Source organism: Paenibacillus sp. DRB1-1 (assembly GCF_052119485.1).
Taxonomy (GTDB): Bacteria; Bacillota; Bacilli; order Paenibacillales; family Paenibacillaceae; genus Paenibacillus; species Paenibacillus polymyxa_B.
Genome location: NZ_JBODQH010000001.1, coordinates 4,145,107 through 4,168,807, shown reverse-complemented (window position 1 = coordinate 4,168,807; position 23,701 = coordinate 4,145,107). Strand labels below are relative to the sequence as shown.

Below are 23,701 nucleotides of genomic sequence, written 5' to 3'. Positions count from 1 at the left end.
ACAAACCTTGAATTTTTAAGAATTAGCGAGTGTTACAGGCAGGAATGGATATCTAAACGAAGTGTTAGCGCCAGTAATTTTGGATTTATAGAATTAGTTCAAACATTCAGCAAGCTCCGTAAAGATCACTCCAAGCGCATAAGCCCCCGCGTCTGGATAACCAAGGCTTCTCTCTCCGACCGTTCCGGCACGGCCCATGCGCGCCACGATGTCTTCCGTCTTTTTAGCCCCTGATACAGCGGCTTGAGCACCTCTTACAAAGGCTGTCTTCACGTCAAAATCTAATTTCGCGCTCTCCACCCAGCTATCCGCACATGGCACTAATGCATCTATAAGCGTTTTATCGCCAACGACGGCTCCTCTGCCGAAAGAACGTTCGCCTGTCGATTGTATGCCTTGCACCGCAGCCTGCATCATATCCGCGAATTCGGAAACGGTGAGTTCGGCTCGTTCGCCCGCAGATCGTGCCGCTGCGCGAAATGCTGAACCCCAGATCGGACCCGAAGCGCCACCGCAATATTCCATGATGACGAGCGAGCATGAATGAAGAAAGGCTCCCATCGTCAAAGAATCTTGATTCAGGATGTCTCTCCATTCCCGTTTTAGCTGACGAAATCCCTTAGCAACGCTCATGCCAAAGTCTCCGTCGCCTGCATGAGAGTCAAGATCGCAGAAAGGTACCTCATTCTTGATGATAACCTCGCTCATCTTATCTACTAAATAGATAAGATTGTTCAACGTAACTTTGTTGTTCTCAATAACCGCTAAGGCTGGGTCCGTTTCCACCGCAAAGGATACTTGCCGCTTTTCGTCTGCTACAGTTGAAATATCCGTGAATACGACATGATCAACAGGTCCAGCCACCTTGAACGCAGGTGCGTTGCTTTCATGGGAAAGGAGCGTTTTCAGTTCGTTGTCCAGCTTCATGATGGAAACCGAGATACCTGCCATATCGATACTCGTCATATAATTGTTGACAAAAGTGCGATCGATCGTGATCCCCTTCGCTGCTAGTTCGCGAGTGACCGAATGATTGAAGAGGTACAGTTCTTGCAGAGGCGTACCGCCGAAACCATTGATCAACAGGGCTATTTCTCCGCTGAATCCAGTTTCAATCTGCATGTCTCGAAGGAGATCGGTTACCATTCTGCCTGCCAACGTATCCGCATCCGTCAGCTTCTCACGGCTGGTCCCAGGCTCGCCGTGAATGCCGACGCCGTACTCGATTTCATCATGCCCGAGCTCTAATGTTGGCGTGCCCTTCGCCGGCACGGTACACGAAGTCAATGCGAATCCGATACTGCGTACATTCGCAGCAGCTTTCTCGGCCACTGCTTTAACTTCCGCCAGACTCCGGCCCTCTTCCGCCGCTGCACCCGCGATCTTATGGACGAGTACCGTTCCCGCCACCCCGCGCCGTCCGACCGTATATAGGCTGTCTTCTACAGCGATGTCGTCTTCAACCTTTACATAGTCCACTTCCAGACCGTCTTCAGTGGCCAGATGGGCGCCGTTTCTAAAGTTCATAATATCGCCGCTGTAATTTTTAATAATCAGTAGCGCACCTTTTTTCCCGGTTGTCGCTCGGATGGCCTGATATACTTGAATTTGTGAGGGAGAGGCGAAGACATCACCGCAGACTGCGGCATCGAGCATCCCTTTGCCAACAAATCCGGCGTGGGCGGGCTCATGACCGCTACCACCGCCGCTGATGAGCGTTACTTTCTCCGCGTTCAATTCCTTTTTTTTGAGCACTTTGTATTTTGGCAGAAATTCCAGCTCGGGATGCGCGAGCGCAATACCGCTGCACATCTCAAGGACCAAATTTTCCGCACGGTTGATGACCTTTTTCATGCTACTTTACCTCCGCTTTGTACTGGCTCCCGATACGGTCGGCCGCAGCGATTGCCGCTGCAACCTGCTCCACTGTGACCGGAAACGGCATGGAATGAATCGATTCCTCCAGAATGCAGGCCTTTGCAGCTACTTCCATGAGTTCTTCCTGGCTGATATGATCGACGCCAATATCAGCCAAGCAGACTGGTAAACCGACGGCTAAACAGAAATCCAGTACCTGATGTAATTCTTCCGTCGGTGCATTTTCGAGCACCAGCTGTGCGATCGTGCCGAATGCAACTTTCTCCCCATGATAATAATGATGCGTGCCTTCCAAAATCGTGAGTCCATCATGAATCGCATGGGCCGCCGCAAGTCCGCCGCTCTCGAAGCCGAGGCCTGAGAGTAAAATATTAGTTTCAATGATATTCTCGAGTGCTTGCGTAACCTGGTTTTCATCACATGCCGCTTTTGCTTTGGCACCGTCTTTCAACAGCATTTCATAACATAGCGTTGCAAGTGCAATCGCCGCATTTGTACCTACTGCTGGCGCACACTGTCCTTCGCGTACTCCGTTAGGCAGTCCGGCATTGACCCTGGAGTAAGAACGGGAGGTCGCACGGGCTTCAAAGTAAGTCGACAGTGCATCACCCATGCCTGATACGAGGAATCGGGTTGGTGCATTGGCAATTACGGTGGTGTCGACTAATACGACATTCGGACTTTGCTTAAAATAGGCGTAATCATCGAAAGCACCTTCCGGGGTGTAAAGAACGGCCGAGTGACTTGTCGGTGCATCCGTCGCAGCAATCGTTGGACAGATGATAAGCGCTTCCCCTTGGGCCACGCATTTCGCCGCGTCGATCGCTTTCCCACCCCCGAGACCTACGATACAATCGCATCCATTCGCAGTAGCAATTTCCTGAAGTCTAGACACTTCTTGTCTGGAACACTCGCCCATAAAACCGCTTTCAATAAAGGTCACGTTATATTTACCCAAAGTGGAATCAAGCTTATCTTTTACCCGCGCCACATCGGCAGGATGCGCAATCAGTAAAGCGGATTTGCCGAAGGTGCTCACATAGTAACCCAAATTCAACAATTCGTTTTCACCTTGTACATATTTGCTTGGGCTGATAAAAGCTTTTCTCATCTATAATTCCTCCTTATGATTGTGTTGGCTTCGTTCTGATTAAAACTATAACCGAACCATGTAAACTTTACATTGGAGGAATCAAGGAATATATTATAATCTACAATCGTATTTTTTTGCACTAAAGATCACGAATTGTACTTTTTTGTTATCGCTTACAGTATATTTTACCATTAAGGGATGAGAATCTTGATACGTGAACATTTGAGCATCCAGAAAATCTTTGATTTGAAAAAGTGGGAGCAGTTGCAGGATTCATTAGCATCCGTTACCCAATTAGCCATTCTCACTGTCGATTATAAAGGGAATCCCGTAACTAGCCACAGCCAATGCCAATCGTTCTGCAAGAAGGTTCGCCAGGATGAGAATCTCCTTCCCTACTGCCAAAAATGTGACTCTCGCGGTGGACTTGAAGCGGTGCGTTCCAACAAACCTTATATTTATCTCTGTCATTATGACATCGTCGACATCGCGGTACCGATCATTATTGACGATAAGTACATCGGCGCTGTCATGGCAGGTCAGGTCCGCTTAGCTGATCCTTCGAGTGCCCTACAGCTGGAGCAAATCCTCACGTCAAAAAATGAAAAACTGTACAGTTCCAAATGGGAGGAACTTAAGAACGACTACGCCGATCTGCCATCCATGACCTATCAGGAAATTCAGACGATCTCCAACATGTTATCCTTATTGTGTAATTATATTGTTGAAGAAGCCATGAACAAAAATCTTCTCGCAGAAATGTTCGAGAAGGCGTCGGCCACACAGTCCACTCCACAGTTGTCCGAGATCCTTCCTGGCTACTCGCTGGAGCATATCGAAAGCCTTAAGAAAGAAATGAATAATTTCTTAGCAGATGCCTATCTGAATTCCTCAGGAGATGTGAATATTCCGTGCGGAAATCCCGTACTAAAACCCGCCTTTGAATATATTTTTGAGCACAAGGGTGAAACTTTTTCTCTCAAAGCCATGGCTGACTTGTGCCACATTAGCCCAAGCTATTTTAGTCGGCTGTTTGCCAAGGAAACGGGGGAGAACTTTTCCAGCTATCTTTCCCGCCTGAAGATTAAATGGGCGAAGCAATTGCTCGAAGCTACAGATATTCCTGTATCTCAGATCAGTAGCGAGCTCGGCTTCAATGAGCCGGGGTATTTTATTAAAATATTCAAAAAGTATGAAGGCACAACGCCCGCGGTGTATCGAAAGTATTACAAGGGATAAAAAGAAAAACAGATGATTCACGGGTCTATCGTCTCCATGATCATCTGTTCATGTAAATTAGTTCTGCTCAGCTACTTATGTCCTGGTGTGCTTCTAAAGCTGCAAGAGATGGTGATTTGCCCTCAATCACCATCCCTTTTTATCAGCAATTTTATGTTGGAGTGTTTTTTTATCTATGCCAACAAGCCTACTTTTTTAGCTACTGCCAAGCCTGCTCCTCCCAAAATCAATCCGGTTAGGCCGTATTCGGAAATTTTGTCCGTTGAAGCATTAAATTCCTCGTACCGCTCACCTGATTTGACTGTCAGCTTGGGTAATATTTTCTCATTCAAAAACTTCTTATCTGCGTCCAAATGCGCAGGATCGGACACTAATATTGCAGAGATATAACCCTGACGAGTGAGCAAACGAACATTATAATTGATCAGTTTTTCCTTGTTCCCATCCTCCGCCAGCATAGACCAGGTTAGATTATGGGTCGCCTCATTATAAAAAGGTTCCACATCCCAGCCCGTAACATACAGACGATCGCTTTCCGCTTTTTCCTTGTTACTCTCTTCCGTACCCTCTTTATAACTACCTAGAATGGCATCCGCATCGATGTCTTCTTTTTCATCATCCTTGATGTGTCCAAGTTCATCGTATTCAAAAACAACTTCCCAATTTTGATTTTCATCTTTCGGAAATATACTCCCCATTCCCTTGCCAGTTGGCTTCTCATGATTCATCTTGCTTACTTTTGCCTTGTTAGCTGCATCTAAGAAAAGAAGAGATGAGTCCAGTTCAACCGTAGCCATTTTTCCCAGGTCTACCTTTCGGCCGCCCTCAATCCATTTTAATTGTTCATTGGATGAGGCCCACACGTTACCCCCACTGAGTAACACCAGACTAAGCGCCAACAGCGCTCCAAAAATCGTTTGGCCCCATTTCATTTTGTTACTACATCTGTTATCTAGTCTCTTGTTCAAAACTCATTACCCCTTTATAAATTCCAGTATCTTCCGTGTCCCCAACCATATTAGCCACTGCTTCATATTTTGTCAATTCGCAGTAGCAAAGGGAGTTTCCGAGACTTAATACTCATTTTTATACATATGTATGCAAATATTCTAATCTAATCGAACTGAATTTATAATAAGTGAATGAGCGATAAGAAAGACTCATAAAGGACAAGCACAATTGCGCAATGGCACTACTTCTCCGTGCCAGTTTCCTACTTATGAATTTCTAAAAAGGGATTATTCCTTGATACGACACCCCCATTGACTTCTAGCTTAATTTCGAATACATCCGTCTAGCATAAAAAATGTCGAATTTCATCAGATTAAGGAATGTACAATTCATCTAACAAAGGACTTTAGTCTTAGTGACTTTTGTCCTGTTTTTAAATATATGTCAATTTTTTTATTTAAAAGAATGTATAGGCTTACACAGGGTCGATTTAATTAGAAATAAGCTAATCATTGAATAGCCTTCTAAGAGTTCACTGCTTGTTTTGGAGACTAGGGGCTATTCATCAGTATTTGATAGTGTCACCATAGCACACAACTGGTCATTCTCTACAAGAAAAAACTTATTCCTCTCATGTTCGAGTGAAATAAGTTTTTTAAGATAAATTATAATTTTGGGGTCAATTAATTGTGTAAATTCTTTTTACAATCTGTTATTCTCGCTCTTTTATTAGCTATTAATATCCTTATTTACATGTATTTAATCTATTAACTTCAACAATATCATTTACGCTGTATTCATCAAACTTTTCAAGAAGAGCACCAAAACCTTTTGATAGTTGAAATTCCATTTCTTCCTGATATATTGGACAAACAACTAAAAATTGTATGGTTTTATCTTTACTTAACATTAACGAGCTAAATCCTTCATCTTCACGAATGGGAGGTAATAATAGCATACAAGTGAAATTATTGTCATTTGCAATTGGTTCTGGAGGATCCCCATTAGGTATAGTGTCTCCATAACAAAACCATGTGTTTCTTTCATGCGGGAACTTGCCAAGTTTTCTTAGCCAACCAAATGGCCAATAATCTTTAAAATCTTTAATATCCTCTTTAGCCACAGGCCATGATGCCGGAAGATACATGATAAGTTCTGTATATTCCCAATCTTTATTATCTTCTGAAACTTGTGCAGGTAATAAGCTCATTCCTGACGTTATAATAGTATGAAAGTCTCTTTGGTCGTTTGCTCGAAAAATGATTAAGTTTATATTTAGACTTTCTGAAACGGTCTCTATATTTATTAAATCTGGCTCACCAATGTATTTCTTATAATGTTCTAATAATTGATTATTTATATCCAATATTATCACTTCCTCTTATAAGCAATCTCTTTGTATTGAAGTCCTCCCATAGGCTGTTAGAATACCAATAGGCTTCCTTGAGGCCACTTACCTTTCCAACCACAAGGTATATGTCCTGAATTATATATTTCCAACAATTCTGTATGAAAACCTGGTTTTACATACGTGCTATATGCATACTCCATCATTGCAGTAAGCAAATCCCACTCAACGCTCTCATATATACAATTGTTTAATTTATTTCTTTCTATAAATGTAGAAATATTTTTAAGGACTCCATCCTTAAGTAATAATTTAGCCTCCATAGTAATATTATTCCACTGTCTGTATTCTTCTCGCCAATTCTCATGTAGAGTCGAAGTTAGTTGATTTCTTATTTGGAGTCTAACATTATCCCAAGTAGAATTAACTTTTTTTTCAACATCAACCCAGTTACGTACTTGCGTAACATTAACATTGAGTGTAGCATTAATAGCATCCCCACAGTTACTGAAAAAGTCAATTTTAGATATTGTATTATCGTAAAAATCCTTTACTTCGCTCATTTTCTTCCCCTCAGTTTAGTTTTATTTTTTGAAATAAATATTTATAGTGCGACCTTGCTGCCTATTTTTGGAGTGCTCTGATTATTTTTACTAATGCTTTTAGATATAAAAAAAGCTTATTTCTCTCATTGGATCAAGTTGGTTGGAATAAGCTTTCTTGATTTTTTCAAGTATTTGTTTAAGTTTGGTATAACGTTCTACTTATTGATTGTATCTACAATCCCTTAGTCAAAAAAAGTAAACAAAAGCATTACTGTTTTTAAGCAAAGTAAGCAATAAGTTTTCCTTCTTCTGGGTAATCACCATCCCACCCACATGGAAAACCACCAGCCTTATAGATTCTAAAAATTTGTTTGTAAAAATTTTCAATCTCACCATTTATTGCACGATTTATTGCGCAGTTTCTCAAATCTACTACAACACTTTCAAAAAAATCACTATAAGAGTCCGTTATTTGACTTCTAAGACAATCAGCTATTAATCCAGTTAATTCATCCAAACCACTAGGTTTTTGGGAAGAATCTAATTTATACAACTTCCCCTTAACTTTTCCCATTTCAAGTTGTCTTATATCGGACCAAGTATATTCATCTTCACCGAAAACTTCAGTAATGGCTAGCCTTTTCGCCTCTTCATATTGATTAATTGTAACAATATTTTGAGGTCTCTGTGTTTTTGGAAAATCCATCATAGAATTTGAGAATTGAATAACCTCTTCAACTAATTACTGTGTACTCCGTACTTCATAACTTATCAAACCACCTTTCCCACAAATCTATTGTTACGCCCCCGCCTCTGTCCCAAACAGGCTCACGACTTAGAAACAAAGGTAAAGTTAATTTCGGATTGTATTAGAGGGTAAGGGTGCTAACCTAAAACTTATCCTTTTACCTGTATCGGTTGACCGGTCGTCACCAAATGGTTTTCTCACACAATAATCCCTGCTACGCGTAGTTGAACTGCGATTAAAGTAACTTTCTTTGTCTACCTTCATTACTATAGTTGTTGTACTAACCTTATTAAAAGTTGCAATTCATGTCCGCCGTCATCTTGCCTAGGTTCCTTTCAGCCGATAGCTGAACTTTATTATTCTACCTCTTCTGGTTTTCTAAATAAACATAGAGTATCTAGTGCTTCGAAGATGTTATCTCCGAACTTGAATAATGAATATCCATTTTTTCCGTATACCTTCCCGGATTTCGAAATAAACATTATTAAATTTCCGCGATATGCTTCTCCAACTACAACAAGCGGCTCTTTTACTCGTGCCTCAAATTCCTCGAAGTCTTCTTTTTCATAATAATCCCCTACAGCTTCTTCAGGACTAAAAATAAAGGTTTCCAAACTTCCATCGGGATGCTTAAATTTATATTCGATTCCACCAAATACGCTTAGTGCATCAATCACTGAATCGAATACTTGATACCCCATTGCTTCTAAAAACTTTACTGTTGCGGTTAGGTCAACCTCATTAATTGGTTTCCATCCTGCTTGTATTAGTATTTCTCTCGCATCATATGATAAGTTATCCATAAGCATTCTCCTATTTATTCAAAAATACTATTCATGAAAGTCATTGATAAAATCAAAAAATGTCTTTTCACAGTTTTACATGGCTGGTAGTACTTCTCTTTACCTTTAAAGATACTTACTAGTATATTTTCTATTTTTAATGTGACCATAAAAGTCGATGACCGCCTGAATCTCAGCACAATTTTCAACATGCCATGATTTGAAACTTTCATCATCCTTGTACGGATTTTTGGGGTCGTTATTGGCTTTCCTCTTGTTTCTTGTACTGTCTTAATTAAGTCAGGATTCAATTCCATTACACTTGGATTGAATTGTTACTCTCGTCTTTGAGGAACTGAACATGCTTCTCTAACTGCTCCCTAGCAAGATCTCTAATTCTCAATTAGCTTTTGTCTGTAGCACTATCCGTTCCCTATGTTGTAAAGCTAATCTATTGATTAGTAAGGTGGTTGCTAAAATTCTAGCAATCCATCTGTTTAGTTTTCTTTTTTTCTGCTTGTACAGACATGCGGAATACTGTTTTGTCCTTCATCATGCCGTAGATAATGTTGACTACTATCAGCGCATCTTAACTGTCCGCCTGTTGCCGTGACCCTCGTACTTTCTGGCAGTAGCCTCTTATCTCCTGATACTCTGCTTGTGTCTGTGAAATCAATCCTAATTTTCCTTCTCCTGCCAGAACCTACTTTGCCATTTATCTTGCCCTCCTTTGATTTTGAGCATGCAAAAAAGCTCATTCCCCCTCATCGTTCAAGTTGGAACAAGCTTTGGAAAGTTTACAAGGAGTTAGATCAGAGATTTATAGTACGAAAGTGGGGTTAATAATAATACTGTATACATCTTTCTTTGGGAGGTGTCCATTCATCAACCAATAGATCTTCTCGCAGCAGTTTAGATTTGTGCTCCAGTTTGGCAATAAATAGGGCATAATAGTCGCCACCAGTTGGATAAGCAAACAATCCATACTTTTTTGGATAAATGAGATTATTGACTTTTTTTATCTTGTCAGGCACATACTCATATTCAAATTCCCCCAATTTCTCCAATTCCTCCTGGGAAGCCAACTCAAGGTTATGAGCAAATTCATAATCCAAAATATAGTTAACAATCTCCATAGATTGCTCACCTCGATAATCAAGATAGAGAAATTTCTTCGTAGACAGACCATATTTTAATACACTTTCGTAGATACTTAACTCCTCCAAATCACTTAGAATGACTTCCATGTCTTGGCGATCTTCAAATATGAGCTGTACGATTTCCTCATCAGACATGTTGATTTCCTCCGCTTATAATTATTGAAACAATTCCCCATGTTTATTCGGAATATATTCGGGATAATTTTTACGATAAAAGTTATCTATGAGGCGCAACAGCCTGTCCCATTCCGGATAAGATTCATGATCTCCAATTTCCATTTTCGCTTCTGGCGTGTTCATCAATACATCGTCAAAATGATTGAAAACAGGTAGACTCAATTTATTCCTTACATAAAGCAAGAACAATATTTCATATGGATAGAATCCATATCTAAAGTCGCCAAATTCCATGGACTCGCCTATTTCTGAGGCTAACATCGAGTGGTAAAGTGACATTTCACCAATCAGGCGGTTAATTACTTCCGAATCACGAGTTTTCCATTGCTCCAACACTCCCTTATAAACATCCAGGTCTTCCGGTATTAAATCGTATCGAAGCCCAGCTTCCTTGAATTTTTCTTTCACAGCTATATGCAAGTATTGACTCGTTCCCGCAATAGTTTTATTTCTATATTGTAAGTATAACTCCAATAAAAACCACGTATGTTTGTTCCATTCATTAGCTTCTAGTATATTACTTCCAAGGTTGTTCTCTATAAAGTCAAATAATATGTTTTCTTCTTTCTCCCACCCAAACATCGTGAAATGAATTAAGGCTGTTATGACTTCCCGAAACGAGTATTCTGGCATCATCCCAGGGTAACGGATTTTATAAAGATCTTGCCCCATACACTGGTAAAAAACGACCATTTGCATCTTTTTCAATTCTTCTACTCTATTTCCACCATTAATTAAAACATCGTACTTCCATTTTGAGAGGTAATATGAGAAAACTGAGTCTAAATCTATTAATAAAATATGATCCTTCTCTACGGCATTCAAATCGACGATATTAATTATTTCACTTTGGCACTCTTCATATTCATTTTTAATTTCTTCAAATTTGATCCCGTCAACAAAGTTTTTACTGTATCTTCTATACGCCATTTCTAGTTTTTTTGGATTTAGCATTATGTCCTCCTTAAGGTTAGTCTATTGCTTTGTTCCAATCTTTTATCTTTAATTCGTCTACACCAAATCCAGTTTTGGTTATCTTTAAATCTGTTTCTACCCTAATAAAATCAAATTGCAATCCAGGATACTCCTTTTTTAGTTTTTTCAATTTAGTCTGAAAAGCCGCATATATTGAATTGCTACTTTTTAGCATATCTTGAAAATAAGCTTCCCCTCCCAATTTTTGTTTATTAGAATAACTAAAACTGGCGGAATCTGATGCTTTTGATTCAATCATTGTTAATTTTGGTGGAGGACCCTTTGATAAAAATGTCGCATCTACACCGTTCCTACCTGTTTGGAAAAAATCTGAAATGTCTTCACCTAAATTGTTATCTTTTGCTACTTTTTTCGCTACTTCTTCTCCAAAATCACCTTTATCATGACTAAAATATTTAGAGTTATCGATTTTTCTTTCATGTTCTTTTGCGTCTTTCAAGTCAAAATTATCACTAATTTCATCTTTAGTATCTAGTTTGTTTGCCAATTTGTTTCTTTTACGTGTTAATCTTTTGAGGTCATCCTCATTTCCTTCTTTTTTCAATTTCGCTATTTGTTCATCTAAAGTTTTAATTTCTTTTTTGATATTGTCAGCCTTACTACCACCTGAATCACCTTTACCCGTCCCCTCAACCTTTTTCGCCGCGCTCTCTTCCATTTCCTTCATGACCTTGTTGTAATTCTTCTGCACATCCGTCTGTGGAAGTGGTCCGCTGTCTATCTTATTAACGTGCGGAACTGGCGCTCCGTTGGCTGTGGCCAACTTCCCGGGGCTGAGGCCGTCTGCCATTTTACTCAGTTGCTCATTGAACTTCTGACCCAATTTACTGCCGGCCTGCTCCAGCTTGGTTACAGCTTTGCCAAAGCCTGCCCCGACTGCATCTACACCTTTGCTAATCCATTGCGGTGTAACCTTGCTGCCTACTTTTTCAGCGAATCCGCCAATGGCCTTGCCTACTTTGGAATCCAGTACGCCCACAGTGACAAAGCCCAGTCCTGCGTCCTTTGCTACTGAGCCCCAGTTGATCTTCTCACCACTTAGCACCTGACTCGCCAGATTTTCCGCGGCATTTGTCACACCGCCGATCGCTGCTTTTCTTAGCAACGTTCCTCCTACACCGAGTGGACCAAAGATCGCTCCAGACACTGCCCCGATCCCCGCTTCTTTTAAGCCGGTCAGGGCATAGTCACTAAAGTCGCTCACTTCCCCTCGGGCGATATCCGATGCCGCCAAACTCGCTACGCCCAAGCCGCCTGCAAGCAGTGCTCCTCCGGCTACCGCCGCAATGACCACCGTACCCGCTCCAAGTGTCGCTACCGTAACGGCCGCCACCACGGCTACAGCTGCCACAACCGCCAAACCGCCCAAAATATTCATCCCTAGCTTGCCCCAGTTAAACGGTTCAGGGGGCGGCGGTGGTGGAGGGGGCTCGCCTTCCTTCGGTTCATCATCAAACGGCGGATATGCAGTTCGGTCGCTACCGTCAGCCCAGACGTTTCCTCCCAACACGTGGTATTCGTTTTCTACCGAAAGCCCCGTGCTTCCTCCCGTCTGATACGCCATGACCTGACTTGTTCCATCAATAATGATTTTCTTCGGCGTATTCAGAATGATTTCCTGCTCTGCTTCTAACGATAACTTCTTGGGACTAGTTATTTCAATCCCAGTAGCATCGTCCAGACTCATCTGCAATGTCCCACCCGCATCACCCATGATATGGATGCGACCTGGTGCCATTTTCAGCTCACTTCCATGCTCCGTACCAAAATATCGGTCATTGGGATTACTCGTTTTCGCACACCCGTCTCCATTTGTACGAACCGCACCCAAAATCATTGCTCTGGAACCAGACGCATCTGGAAAATACAGGCTTGCCTGTGTTCCCACCTTTGGCATACTGTACATCGCACTTCCCGTTGGGGGAGCGAACGGATACCAATGCGGCTCGGATACCCCATCATCCTTATCAATCGCCAGCCGCATCTTCACTTCCTCTCCCCGTACCGCAAGGACCTCTCCTTCCAGAGAAATTCCGATTGTTTTGGGATTGGAGATGAAATCACTGCGAATGCCCTCTGCGCGGGCCAACACATAACTGAATAGCAAATGTCCCTTTTCCATGCGGCTTCGCAATTCAGTTACAATCATTGTTTTCTGGCGAAATTGCACCTCATCTCCAAGAGCATACCGTTCTCCGCTCTCAATCTCGTATTTGAAAAAGTCGGTATCATGTAGTCCGGCTGACGTTCCGCCTGCCCGCTGATAGCCCTTTAAATCTTTACTTGCCGTATATGGCGTATCCTTGCGAATCGTTCGCTGGGTGCCAGCAAGCATGCCGAAATACAGCTTCGGCGATGCGGACTCCCATATGTCGCTGACCACCACTGTATGTAAACGGCTCGCCATCCGTTTCATAAGCTCCCAGTCGGTTTCATCATATTGTAAAATGGCTTCGCCTACCGACTGCTCTCCGGTCTGGTACAAGACATCACTTCGCTCATAGCCTTGAGCAAGCTTATTCACTAACTGTTTATATGTTTGTTTTTCCTCAGGAAATGACCGCTTTCTTTTAACAATATCCAGCTCAAATGAGCCACTGATTCCTTCCAGTGTAAGTGTATATACTCCATTATGGTTCTCAACTTCCACTGTATGGACGACACCCTTAAACAAGCTGATTTCCTCTTGTCCATTCTGCGCATACACATGTAGCTGATCCTCTGAGGTCGCATCTAGCGCAGCCGTGGCATGACTCGACTCCTTACAAATACCTGTGAGTGTAATACGCCCATGCTCACCCGGCTTCCACTCGATCTGAACATCCTTTAAGACCTGAATGGGGTAGGGGGAATCTATTCGAATCTGATCATATCCTATCATGTTTTCAAACCTCCCTTCCAGCTACTCCTCCTGCTGGCCATTCGTATGAAATTCGATAAACCCATGATATAAACAAGTCTGAAATGAAGAGGTCGTCAAGGCTGGCTGGCCTTCCACCTTTGTCTGTTCTTTTGTGTTTTTCCACTTATCCGTCAGCATCGGCAGGCATGGCTTCCCTGAGATTGTGGAGCCATCTTCGGCGATCAGATATATCGTCTCGGCACTCGGCTGTTCTGGACTGTTACAAATTCCAAAATGAGGGACATTCTCAGGAGAATAATCTCCTTCATTCATCATAGGTTTACCATTAACAAGAGCCCCGTGGCTGTTCGGCAAATTGATCTTTCGAGGATGGGTCCCGCAAGTGCAACGCATACAGGCCCCCCGTACGACATAATACTCATTGTCTGACATATGCCCTTTCCCTCCCTATTTCACCTGGACTTGCTCCAAAGCGATCCCTGTGTAATCACGCCGCAATATACTTTCCGCCACGTCCAAACGGACGATGATCATCGGGGTAGCACTCTCCTGGATTGTAAATATCTTGTGGCCCCGAATAGCATCTGCTTGTAATACCAGCTTTCTAAGCACACTTTGATCCAAATTCCATTCGCTTTCTGGATGTACTGCTGCAAGCCGCTCCGCAAAAGGTATATAGTAATTCTTCTGTATCTTCTGTTCGATCTGAGTAAGTATCGTTAATTTCATAGGCATCTCCGGCACATAGGCCTGGACAAGGCGTTTTAAAGCATCTGAAATGAGTGGAATGGGACCTTCTAGATAATCATTAAAAATACTTTCTGCATCTGCCTTCACGTGAAACATCAATGGCTTGACAATATCCTCCGGCTGCAAATCATACAGCTTCCACGGGTCAATCGTTTCCATCACCTTTTGTAGCGCAGGAACATGGGTATACCGCACATCCTGCTTTAAGAGGAAATAATCCATGAAGATTCCCCCTCTCGTGCCTCGGCTCCCTCACTACGCGTAAAACGGCACAATATTTCGCTATCATCTCGATATTCTCCAGCAAATATCGTGCATACATTTGCTTTTGGCATCCTTTCTAACGAAGGGGAAGCGATAAGAACTGGCATCTGGCTTTTCAAGAACTCAACAGTGAGCAGATGGTATTTGACCGCCTCAATTTGTTGAATTTGTTCAATATCCATCGTCGTGATCTTACGGGCATAATCTGATTTAAGCTTTTCCAGCTTAGTCATGCGATTGAACAGAGGCCCGAAAACAAAGTCTGCCGACCATTCCACAGCGCATTCAGTCTCATCCAGAAACCAATTTTCATCATAGGCATCTATACGATAAACCGCTTTATTTCTCATAACACGAGTTCTGAGCAAGGAGATATAAATATATCGAATATCCCCCTTACGACCTTGCTCGTGCTGAAGGGTAGCGAGCTGGCATATCGACTCTAAAGCTGCTATAAGCTCGTCTTCAATAGCTTGCTGGCGCGTCAGAAAGTTGTTTTCAATAAGAGCCAAATCATGTATCCATTCCGTAAATACGTGCTTTTCCAGCAAATCCTGCAACGCAGCATCCCGATCCATGAGCTTCATTCAATGTTCACCTTACCCCCGGTTAATCTCACATCGTCCATGATGTCGAGTTTGGCTCCGGATTGAATAAAACTTACGCCTTCTTTCCCCTCCATAATAATTTTCGCTCCCCCTGTAATCTGGATATCTTCCTGAGCAGATAGGGTTATTTTTTTGTTACTGTTAATTTCGATCCCGCCTTCATCCGTGAGACGCATTAGCATTTGCCCACTGTTGATAATTTCTACTGCACCAGGCTTGAAAACGACTTGTTTGCCGTATTTGGTGCTAATACTTTTGACCGCAGGATCACTTCTTTTAACAGGATCAGAGGAGGCAAGATCGACAGAACTGGCGGCAAAAGCATGCTGCTCCCTTTCATCCGGAAAGTACAGACGAATTTGATCCCCTGCTTCCGGCATGACATACCAGCCGCTCCCATCAGGAGAAGAATATACCGTAGAATAGGGAAACCACATAGCCCCGGATGCAGTCGAACCTTGATCAATTTCCAGCTTGATTTTCACCTTTTCTTTGGAAATATCAATCACCTTACCAAACAGAGAGGCTCCTGACAGATCATAGGCATAGACGGTTGGGCATTTTAACCCATGTGCATCCCGTAAAATGTAACGATTAACGATCAGATTTCCTTCTGTGGTCGTCTCCGCCCTAGCTATGTAAAGCGTTCTTTTATGAAAAATGACGGAACTACCGAGTTCTAGCACTTTGTTGCTGGTCACTTCATAGCTCAAGCTGTTAGACTCGCCATACTCCGGCAACCCGTTACGGGACATGAGCTTGTGCTCCTTCAAGTCTTTTTTTATGGAATAGTTATGTTCGTTCAGCGGTTGAGGGGCACTAGAATGGGGGACACCAATCACATATTTCAGTCCTTGTTGCATCGTAATTGGAATTAAAGCAGCATGTAGCCGAGAAGCAATTCTTTTGACAAAAGCCCAGTCCGTTTCATTGTATTGCACTAATAATTCACCGATAGCTGCGCCATGAGAAGCCTCATCAATCACTTCTGCATCAGTATATGAACTTGTAACATGCGAAAACAGTTTGTTATACGACTCTCCTGTTTTTTGGAATGAACGACGTTTAGGGCGAATGTCCATCATTAAGGTTTCACTGCTAGCCTCAATCGTAAGCTCGCGTACTCCGTTTACAGCTTTTACAGCAATATTCGTGACGATTCCCTGAAAAAACCGGAACTCCTTGCCTTCACTTTTTAAGAAGACTTCGATGTGCTCATCTTCATCTGCTTTTTCTACGTATTGATCCAGCTTGTCCTCCGAAACAATTCCACGTATGCAGAAGCTCACATGTTCGTTTAACTGTTTAATGAGATGGATACTTAATACGCGCTGAAACTGATAAGGGGCCACCTGAACATCTGCTGTGGTGTAAATGGGGTTACTCATTCATATCCCTCCTTTTCTGCCTCGTCAACCGTTTGAATGGTACGAATCATCTGCAGGGCGACATCCCGCCATTCAGCATACTGCTTATACGGACAACAAAATGTTCCCATGACCGTCTTTCCTTCCAGCTCAAAGTAGAACATATTGTGGTAGATGGGCTGGTCCAGCGCAGGACTTTTAAAGTCAAAATAGCCAATCTGCTTACCAAATACCTCTTCTATTTTTTCATCATAAAATACATGGGCAGGATTCATATTTTTCATCATGGCCTTCATGCCAGAAGTGAGCTGCTCCACCCATTCATCTTGTAACGTCTGGTCCACCCGATTCAGCGTAACATCCACACTGCCCAAATCATTCGTCAAAATCATTTCTGGACGTTGCTCATGAGGATATTTAATCTTTTGCAAATGCTTAGGCATTGGAGTAAAGATAGAGGGGACATGCATTTTCAGCCGATCCTTAAAAAAAGATCGCTCTTCAAACACATAGGATTGACCGTTAATGATTATGGGTCCTGCTAAAATATTGTTAGGCCTCTTCAGCTTCTCCATCTCACGGAGCCGATCCAAAATCTTTTCATCCTCATATTTCATAATGCACACTCCTCTACCTGATTTTCTAATCCACAATCATCCGTCCGGCTCCGCCGCCCTGCCAACGTCCTGCTGTTCGTTTTCCACGTCCGGCGCCTTCTAGAATAAGAACTAACTGTCTATGCAACTGAGCATGAGAATAATCTCTGTATTCCGCACCATTTCGGTTTGCAATGTAATGCTGGATGGACTCCCTGTCTACGGCTTCTGAGTTCAGGCATATGAGCGCAAACATACAATCCATCGGATCTGTGGCACCACTTTTAAGCAGTTCGGATGCGAAGTAGCGCATCGTTTCCGGGCGCAATGTACTCTGCTTCAAACCCGCAAAAGGAGCATAAATATCGCTCCATGTATTGAATTCGGTAGCCATGTCAGCAAAATCCTGATAATCCGAGCGAAGCACAGCTCCATCTTTAAGCTTGAATCGGCCCAGCTCCATCTCATCCAGACCGATCTCTGCCTCATCCTCCAGCACGATATCTGCATGATGGACTGTGAAATCCGGGCGATCTGTTTGTTCCAAAAAGAGCAACTTCAACACCGATAGCCGGCCTGTAGCCGCATACGGCACTTCCCGCTCCTGCTCCAGCAGGTATAGTCTATCCTTGTGCTTCACGATGCCTCTACCAATGGTCAGCGTGTTCTCCCCGACAGTTAGGTTCATTCCGGTGATAATGCCATCCGAAAAATCCTGATACCTGATATCCAGAAAACTGCGAGGGTAGTCTCGCAGGTTCTCTAGCATCTCGGTTTTAAGAATACGGCCCTTCTCAAACTTCGGAACGATATGCGTTAACATGGTGCTCCCCTCCTTTCTCTATTCTTCTTTATTTAGGGGAACAGATAGCCGATTCACACCGGGTGCAGGAGGCGGAACAGGAACTGCATCATCGATGGGTTGAGCTTTACTTACTCCAAGTAATCCAGTAAATAGGCGAATATTCTTTTCTAAAAATCTGCGTATATCCATCGTGCTCCCCCTGATTGAAAACTACGGTTCATAATAATCTTAGAATCTATTTATCCACCTTTACATCCCGGCTCCGCGTTCAGCCTGCTCACGAAGGATATAATTCAGCTCGCGTTTGTCCACAACATAGGTACGAGCGATTAGATCGTGAAGGGCCTGTTTTCTCGCCGTAAAGGCTGCCATGATAAAACCGATGAACAAAATGATGACCGATATAAGCTTACTCCAGTAGCGGGCACTCGCACGTCCAAAGCTGAGCTTGTGATTAAACTCATCTACTACAACGATGCCGAGAGCCAGCTTGCCCACCGTGGCTTTGCATTTGGATGATTCCATAAGCGCATAGTATAGCCATATAGCTCCCCAATTCAGCAAAGTCTGTCCTAATAATCGCATTGTAAAAATAGCAGACGGCCCGTCTGTCAGCATAGAGCTTTCTGCCGGAGATGGCGCCCAGTTCCCAAAAAGCTGAATTACACCCCAGATCAATCCAATAATCATAAATACAAATCCTAAAATAAGGCTATCGATGATATAAGCCAAAGTTCGCTTCCAAAAACCTGCATACAGCACGTTATCCCCTCCAAGTGTTGTGTACTTTTCTGATTTCAGCATTTTGTGAAATCCTTAATTTACTATTTCGTGCCGTCAAAGAAATCCAGCTCGGAGAGATCATTTTCGAAGGCAAAAAAGCGTTTGGGACCCAGATGCAGCAATTCATCTCGACGGGTAATCGGAACTACATAAAAGCCCCAGCGGCTATCCCCGACAAAAACAAAATATTTCGTTTCCTCATTACGGATGGAGTCCGTATCATCTTGCGGGATATCCCGCCCGTACAACACGGCAATTTCCTCATACGGCATGGGTTCAAAAGCTTCTGGCCGACTACGATATACATGGCGCTGACGCAGCTTGCCGCCGTCGGCCGTCAGGAAGAACTCCACCTCGGCTGCATGGGACGGCCGGGAAATGGAACCGCGCACCCGGTTGCTCTCTAAACTCGCAATCAGCTCCTTTTCGCGCCCCGTATGCGTCCATGCGCTGACCGTGTACGGAATAGCCGGAATATGATTGGTAATGACAGGCTCAATCGTGCCCATTTTTTTAGCGTTCAGGTAACGGATAGCCCCGCGCAGACAGGCCATTTTCAACTCAGGTACCCGGCTGAGGTCCTCTGCCTTTTGACGGAACTCAATACTGCGCCCCGGTACAAATTCCTTGAGTGCTTCGCGAAATACGTCAATTCGGCAGGACTGCCCAGTTAGCTTGATAATCGAATAATCCTGCAAGCGCCCCTCCTGATAAAAATCATCCAGAAACTTGCGCACAATATTGTAGATATCTGCCTTAAGAAGTTGCTGTATCTCCCGAATGTTAAACACCACATCAGGCAAGCCATATTCATCACGAAACCGTCCGTTCTCGATGACTGAAACCAGCCAACGGTCCATCACTGCAATGTTCAGGTCGCTTTCAGCAGATAATACCTGCTCAGATTCGAAGCGGCTGCGCAAGATCCCCGTACGTAGAAAAAATTCCTTTTTCATATTTTCTGCCGCGCTCCACAACAGATGAAAATTACTCAGTACCCGCTGATATTCATCCCGTGTAGCATGTTCATACTGTTTGAATGCGGTAGGCAAGATGGCCTCTGCCTCTCGGTAGCGTTCCTCCAGTCCCGCATATACAGCATCTACACCAAACTCATCCACATGACGGTACAAATCTCCCGAAGGAATGCCGATCAGGGCATCAATATCGGTGTCAGGCAAGCGCGTCTCGGCAGCATAATAACCTGCAAATACAATTTTCATAAACTGCATAATCCGATACGTCAGATTGTTTCCGCCAAAATTGGTATCCCCATTTTCATACGTTGTGTGAATATCCAGCTTGTAAGCAATACGTCCGTCCTCAATTCGGAATCGGCAGGAAGACAAATCTGTCGTGCCTCCACCACAATCAATGACAAGTGCCTGATACTCCTCACCGTCCGCAAAAGTCCCTCGTTCCATCTGGTCTGCCAGCGTGTTGTACAGCACAGCCAACCCTTCGTCCAACGCATCCTCCGTTTCAATCCGGTAATCAGGCAAAATATCGCTAAACATCTCTATAAACTGGGGCTGCAGCTTGACCGGAGCAGAAAAGTGCAGATTGCGGAACCGACACTTAAATTGCTGCTCGGCTGTAGCAATCACATAACGGATAAAAGCAGCTAAAATATCGCTGCGGGAGGCAGTTGCTGTATTCCCCTCGGAATCCATTAATTCCTCGATTCGCTTGTAGTCGTTGACCCACCGCTTGATTCCCCGTAATACTGTCGCACGGCTGCCTGCCACGTCAGATCCACGTAATGCATCCTCCCCAAATACATAAAGGATATGTTCCGGATTGGAGCAGTCTGCGACGCGAATAGCAGTCGGCAATACTTCGATCCAGTCGCCTTCTGCCCCTTCTGGGCCGGGGAATGACACATAATTGATGGCGTTCAGCCTTACTGTGCTGCTCATACCTGTATCAGGGGCCGTAACGTAGGAGCTATCCAAATAAGCACCTGCTGTGGTGTTAGAGGTGCCAAAATCAATCGCAAGTACCGCATCTGTAGTTTCCGTGCCTCGAATGATCAGCTCTGCCACCGGAACCCGGTGACCTTGAAGCTTCAGCGGCAGCATCGGCTTATCTCCATAGTAGAGGTTATAAAAATATTCTGATTCCTGTCTTCGCAGAAATAGCAGGCTATAACTATGATTGGACGTCTCTCGCAGTTCAGCGTCGCGATGACGAGAAAGATAATATACGCCTGTTCGTCCCTCATCCTTCACCAAATTCAAAACACCGCACAGTTCTCCTGTCGCATTCACCAGCAGCACATTAGATGAGCTCAGCCAGGGCAAATCGGATTCGATCCGGTAGTTGTCCATGCGACCTGTGCGTACACCCTGATACAGCGTGATTTTAGCGGGAACCCGGATACCGCTGCTCTCCTGTCGACGGTCGTTCCAGTTTCGCTGTAGTGCCGATTCCATGCGTTCAAAACCGCCAGGGTTCGGCCTTGTGATGAGTAAATGCTCTTCCGCGCTCCGAAATCGCAAAATCACGCGAATCAATTCTTCACGTGCCAGGCGATTGGCAAAGCCCTCGACCAGTCGTTCCTTATCGCATATTCCGCGTAACTGAAAGGTCGTCATTTGCTCCAATTCCGCCCGCGTGTATTTCGCCGTGAAGCGTATGCTTTTTCGATCGGTGAGCGGGTCTAGCAACCTGTATGTATAGGGTCCGTTCATCGTTCACATGTCCTTTCTTAGCCATTTAGCCTTAATAGAGGGCGATAGCGTCTATTTTCATCGTAGGATCTTCCTCTAAAATGCCGAAATGACTTGTCCAATACAATTCCGTCGTAAAACGTGCCGGAAGAAACAAATCCAGAATCAAATCCACTTTAATCCGTGACAACGGTGTCTCCTCTTGGCCGATATAGATGAGCAGTTCGTCTTTTTCCTCACAATTGGTGTAAATGATTGAGCGATGAAAGACGCGCCGCATCGTTTCTTTTAGCAGATGTACGGCTTCTCCCGTCTCATACAGGCGCAGCAATCCTTCAGCAATCGCGTCCTGATCCTCACGGTTTAATTGCCCAAAGCCTTCCTTTACCTTCGGGCCAAAAATGCCCTCTGCAATATCACGCCGAACAAACCGGATATGGTACTCCCGCCGATTCATCCCTTGATACAAGTCCATTTCCGCCAGAAAATGCATCATAATATCAAATAGCGATTCTCTCAGCTCCAGATACTCTTCAGCATCCGGTGGAAACAGATCCCGAAAAATAGAATAAAAGCGGTAGTACGGATTTATTTCCACTACCTGCTCCAAATGGGAAGTATTCAACTCTGCCAGACTAAGCTCCATATACGGAGAGTAGCTGACAGCGGGTACGAAGCAGAATTTATCTACATCCAGCCCCTGTTCCCTCGCGCGCATGAGCAAATCCCAGACGTAATTCACACCCATTCTCCTTCACACTTGTACTCCGGAAAATACATCTGCACTTCCGATACCAGAAAGCTCATTAAATCGGATAAAATATAAGCAGGCGCGGTGGGAAAAACATCGTCAGAACCACGTCTGAACCCCAAACGCATGATCTGCTTGCCTTCCTCTGTCCGTACGTTATCGCTGACAAACGGATTTAATGGATACGTCTGGGTTTTGGTTAACAGGTTGCTTACATCATTTCTCCCTGCACCTCCCCAGATGTCCACACGTTCCAGCTCCAGCCCCTGTGCTGCTTCAAACGAGTTTACGATGCGCATGATTTCCGCTTTGGCACGGACAATCACGGCCTGTTTTCCTGCATAGCGGCCCAAAAAGCTGTCCTGTCGCCGATTGGACAATAACGGATAAGTCTGACGACTAAGTCTCGTTGTAACAGGCTTCGTAACCTTCAACACATTCCATTCGCCAGACTTATCACGTGGTGTGACAATCGTCAGTTCCTCTTCTGTACGCTTGATATACCGGATATCACCTTCAGTCCCGTCAATCAAATAACCATGCTCAGGACCTGTTTTTCGCAAAGGCAGCACATGCTCATAATTCACACGATCCATAGCGGGTATAGGAAAACCGCTGTTCTTTAGAGATAGCCTTTCAATGTTCCAAAGTGGAAAAACGTCGCCCTTCTTAAAAACGTCGAATTCCTCCAATGAAATTGTAATTTCATGAATTTCTTCATGGGCAGCCGGCTCGCCGTCTCCACCAATCAATACACAGTCCACAAACTTATAAGCGTACGGGTGATTAATTGTTTTCCACGGCATGCCATTTTGCATAAACGTGTGATATAACTGCTCAATCTCCAAAATATAAGAACGGTTATGCTCCAGACGAAAACGAATCGGATAATTGTCGGTTTCCGTGACCAACATTCCTGAGAAAATTCGCTTGCTGCGCACCAGCGCTGAGATTCGTTCGGTCTCCATCTCAAGAAAAAGCGTAAACAGCGGCATCGCACCGCCTTCGCGTACCACCTCTGCCACACGGCTGATGTCCATCTGCTTTTCCTCCGTATCAGACGGTAACACAGGATATAAAAATTCATGAATCGGGTCATAGTCCTCACGCGATGTCAATGACACGTACACATCAATCTTTTCTTCCGTATTCTCAATTTCCTCAAATACCCGCCGTTCTAGCTGGCGGGTCATTTCTTCCTGATATTCGACGAGGTTCATAAATACCCCCGCCATCATATTTTTCAGTAAACGTCTCTGCTCTAAATCGTCCATCTTGCTCAAACGGTCCTGTACCAGCTCTTTCACGACGTCTCACTCCTTTCC

At 43.9% G+C, this 23,701-nt stretch carries 21 protein-coding genes and 1 pseudogene; 1 reads left to right on the top strand and 21 read right to left on the bottom strand.

Annotated features, from left to right (window positions below; translation table 11 throughout):
• Positions 1-93 precede the first annotated feature (93 nt).
• Both dhaK and ACQW03_RS18780 read right to left on the bottom strand, forming a co-directional pair.
• Positions 94-1,854, bottom strand: a complete 1,761-nt coding sequence (dhaK, locus tag ACQW03_RS18785) for a dihydroxyacetone kinase subunit DhaK (RefSeq protein WP_441951135.1) — start codon at positions 1,852-1,854, stop codon at positions 94-96.
• Position 1,855: 1 nt separating this feature from the next.
• Positions 1,856-2,989 (bottom strand): glycerol dehydrogenase, encoded by a 1,134-nt coding sequence (locus tag ACQW03_RS18780; RefSeq protein ID WP_220030033.1) that lies wholly within the window; start codon positions 2,987-2,989, stop codon positions 1,856-1,858.
• Between the two features lie 189 nt (positions 2,990-3,178).
• On the opposite strand from ACQW03_RS18780, the gene ACQW03_RS18775 reads away from it, so the two are divergent.
• Complete coding sequence (locus ACQW03_RS18775) at positions 3,179-4,210, top strand: PocR ligand-binding domain-containing protein (RefSeq protein WP_220030034.1); 1,032 nt, start codon at positions 3,179-3,181, stop codon at positions 4,208-4,210.
• 176 nt (positions 4,211-4,386) lie between these two features.
• Here ACQW03_RS18775 and ACQW03_RS18770 read toward each other — a convergent pair.
• The 19 genes and pseudogenes from ACQW03_RS18770 to ACQW03_RS18680 all read right to left on the bottom strand — a co-directional run.
• Positions 4,387-5,142, bottom strand: a pseudogene (locus ACQW03_RS18770) (DUF2167 domain-containing protein); the annotation flags it as partial.
• A 764-nt stretch (positions 5,143-5,906) separates the two neighbouring features.
• Positions 5,907-6,527 (bottom strand): suppressor of fused domain protein, encoded by a 621-nt coding sequence (locus tag ACQW03_RS18765; RefSeq protein WP_071642380.1) that lies wholly within the window; start codon positions 6,525-6,527, stop codon positions 5,907-5,909.
• A gap of 56 nt (positions 6,528-6,583) precedes the next feature.
• Positions 6,584-7,072 (bottom strand): hypothetical protein, encoded by a 489-nt coding sequence (locus tag ACQW03_RS18760; protein WP_220030035.1) that lies wholly within the window; start codon positions 7,070-7,072, stop codon positions 6,584-6,586.
• Positions 7,073-7,331: 259 nt separating this feature from the next.
• Complete coding sequence (locus ACQW03_RS18755; RefSeq protein ID WP_441951131.1) at positions 7,332-7,763, bottom strand: hypothetical protein; 432 nt, start codon at positions 7,761-7,763, stop codon at positions 7,332-7,334.
• Positions 7,764-8,158: 395 nt separating this feature from the next.
• Positions 8,159-8,605 (bottom strand): SUKH-3 domain-containing protein, encoded by a 447-nt coding sequence (locus tag ACQW03_RS18750; RefSeq protein WP_181127246.1) that lies wholly within the window; start codon positions 8,603-8,605, stop codon positions 8,159-8,161.
• Between the two features lie 818 nt (positions 8,606-9,423).
• Positions 9,424-9,879 (bottom strand): DUF6630 family protein, encoded by a 456-nt coding sequence (locus tag ACQW03_RS18745; RefSeq protein WP_441951129.1) that lies wholly within the window; start codon positions 9,877-9,879, stop codon positions 9,424-9,426.
• A 21-nt stretch (positions 9,880-9,900) separates the two neighbouring features.
• The gene (locus tag ACQW03_RS18740; protein WP_441951127.1) at positions 9,901-10,875 is read right to left on the bottom strand and encodes a hypothetical protein; all 975 of its coding nucleotides are present in this window, start codon (positions 10,873-10,875) and stop codon (positions 9,901-9,903) included.
• Between the two features lie 16 nt (positions 10,876-10,891).
• On the bottom strand, positions 10,892-13,798 hold the full coding sequence (locus tag ACQW03_RS18735) for a hypothetical protein (protein WP_441951125.1): 2,907 nt from the start codon (positions 13,796-13,798) through the stop codon (positions 10,892-10,894).
• Positions 13,799-13,819: 21 nt separating this feature from the next.
• Positions 13,820-14,212 (bottom strand): DUF4280 domain-containing protein, encoded by a 393-nt coding sequence (locus ACQW03_RS18730; protein ID WP_071642384.1) that lies wholly within the window; start codon positions 14,210-14,212, stop codon positions 13,820-13,822.
• Between the two features lie 15 nt (positions 14,213-14,227).
• Positions 14,228-14,752: a hypothetical protein gene (locus ACQW03_RS18725; protein ID WP_071642385.1), complete on the bottom strand. Its 525-nt coding sequence runs from the start codon at positions 14,750-14,752 to the stop codon at positions 14,228-14,230.
• Complete coding sequence (locus tag ACQW03_RS18720) at positions 14,734-15,381, bottom strand: hypothetical protein (protein WP_441951122.1); 648 nt, start codon at positions 15,379-15,381, stop codon at positions 14,734-14,736. The genes ACQW03_RS18725 and ACQW03_RS18720 overlap by 19 nt, the downstream gene beginning before the upstream one ends.
• The gene (locus tag ACQW03_RS18715) at positions 15,378-16,790 is read right to left on the bottom strand and encodes a contractile injection system protein, VgrG/Pvc8 family (protein ID WP_071642389.1); all 1,413 of its coding nucleotides are present in this window, start codon (positions 16,788-16,790) and stop codon (positions 15,378-15,380) included. The genes ACQW03_RS18720 and ACQW03_RS18715 overlap by 4 nt, the downstream gene beginning before the upstream one ends.
• Positions 16,787-17,386: a hypothetical protein gene (locus tag ACQW03_RS18710; protein WP_076294359.1), complete on the bottom strand. Its 600-nt coding sequence runs from the start codon at positions 17,384-17,386 to the stop codon at positions 16,787-16,789. Before ACQW03_RS18710 ends, ACQW03_RS18715 begins: the two co-directional genes overlap by 4 nt.
• A 25-nt stretch (positions 17,387-17,411) precedes the next feature.
• Positions 17,412-18,188: a DNA and RNA helicase gene (locus ACQW03_RS18705; RefSeq protein WP_441951120.1), complete on the bottom strand. Its 777-nt coding sequence runs from the start codon at positions 18,186-18,188 to the stop codon at positions 17,412-17,414.
• A gap of 18 nt (positions 18,189-18,206) precedes the next feature.
• Positions 18,207-18,359, bottom strand: coding sequence for a hypothetical protein (locus ACQW03_RS18700; protein WP_023989850.1), 153 nt, complete (start codon positions 18,357-18,359; stop codon positions 18,207-18,209).
• Positions 18,360-18,419: 60 nt separating this feature from the next.
• Complete coding sequence (locus ACQW03_RS18695) at positions 18,420-18,932, bottom strand: RDD family protein (protein ID WP_076294394.1); 513 nt, start codon at positions 18,930-18,932, stop codon at positions 18,420-18,422.
• Positions 18,933-18,994: 62 nt separating this feature from the next.
• Positions 18,995-21,646, bottom strand: coding sequence for a molecular chaperone (locus ACQW03_RS18690; RefSeq protein ID WP_071642395.1), 2,652 nt, complete (start codon positions 21,644-21,646; stop codon positions 18,995-18,997).
• 31 nt (positions 21,647-21,677) lie between these two features.
• Positions 21,678-22,367, bottom strand: a complete 690-nt coding sequence (locus tag ACQW03_RS18685; RefSeq protein ID WP_104496072.1) for an iron-dependent peroxidase — start codon at positions 22,365-22,367, stop codon at positions 21,678-21,680.
• A complete protein-coding gene (locus ACQW03_RS18680; RefSeq protein ID WP_441951117.1) occupies positions 22,364-23,683 on the bottom strand; it encodes a normocyte-binding protein in 1,320 nt (439 codons plus the stop codon). Before ACQW03_RS18680 ends, ACQW03_RS18685 begins: the two co-directional genes overlap by 4 nt.
• Positions 23,684-23,701: the final 18 nt, after the last annotated feature.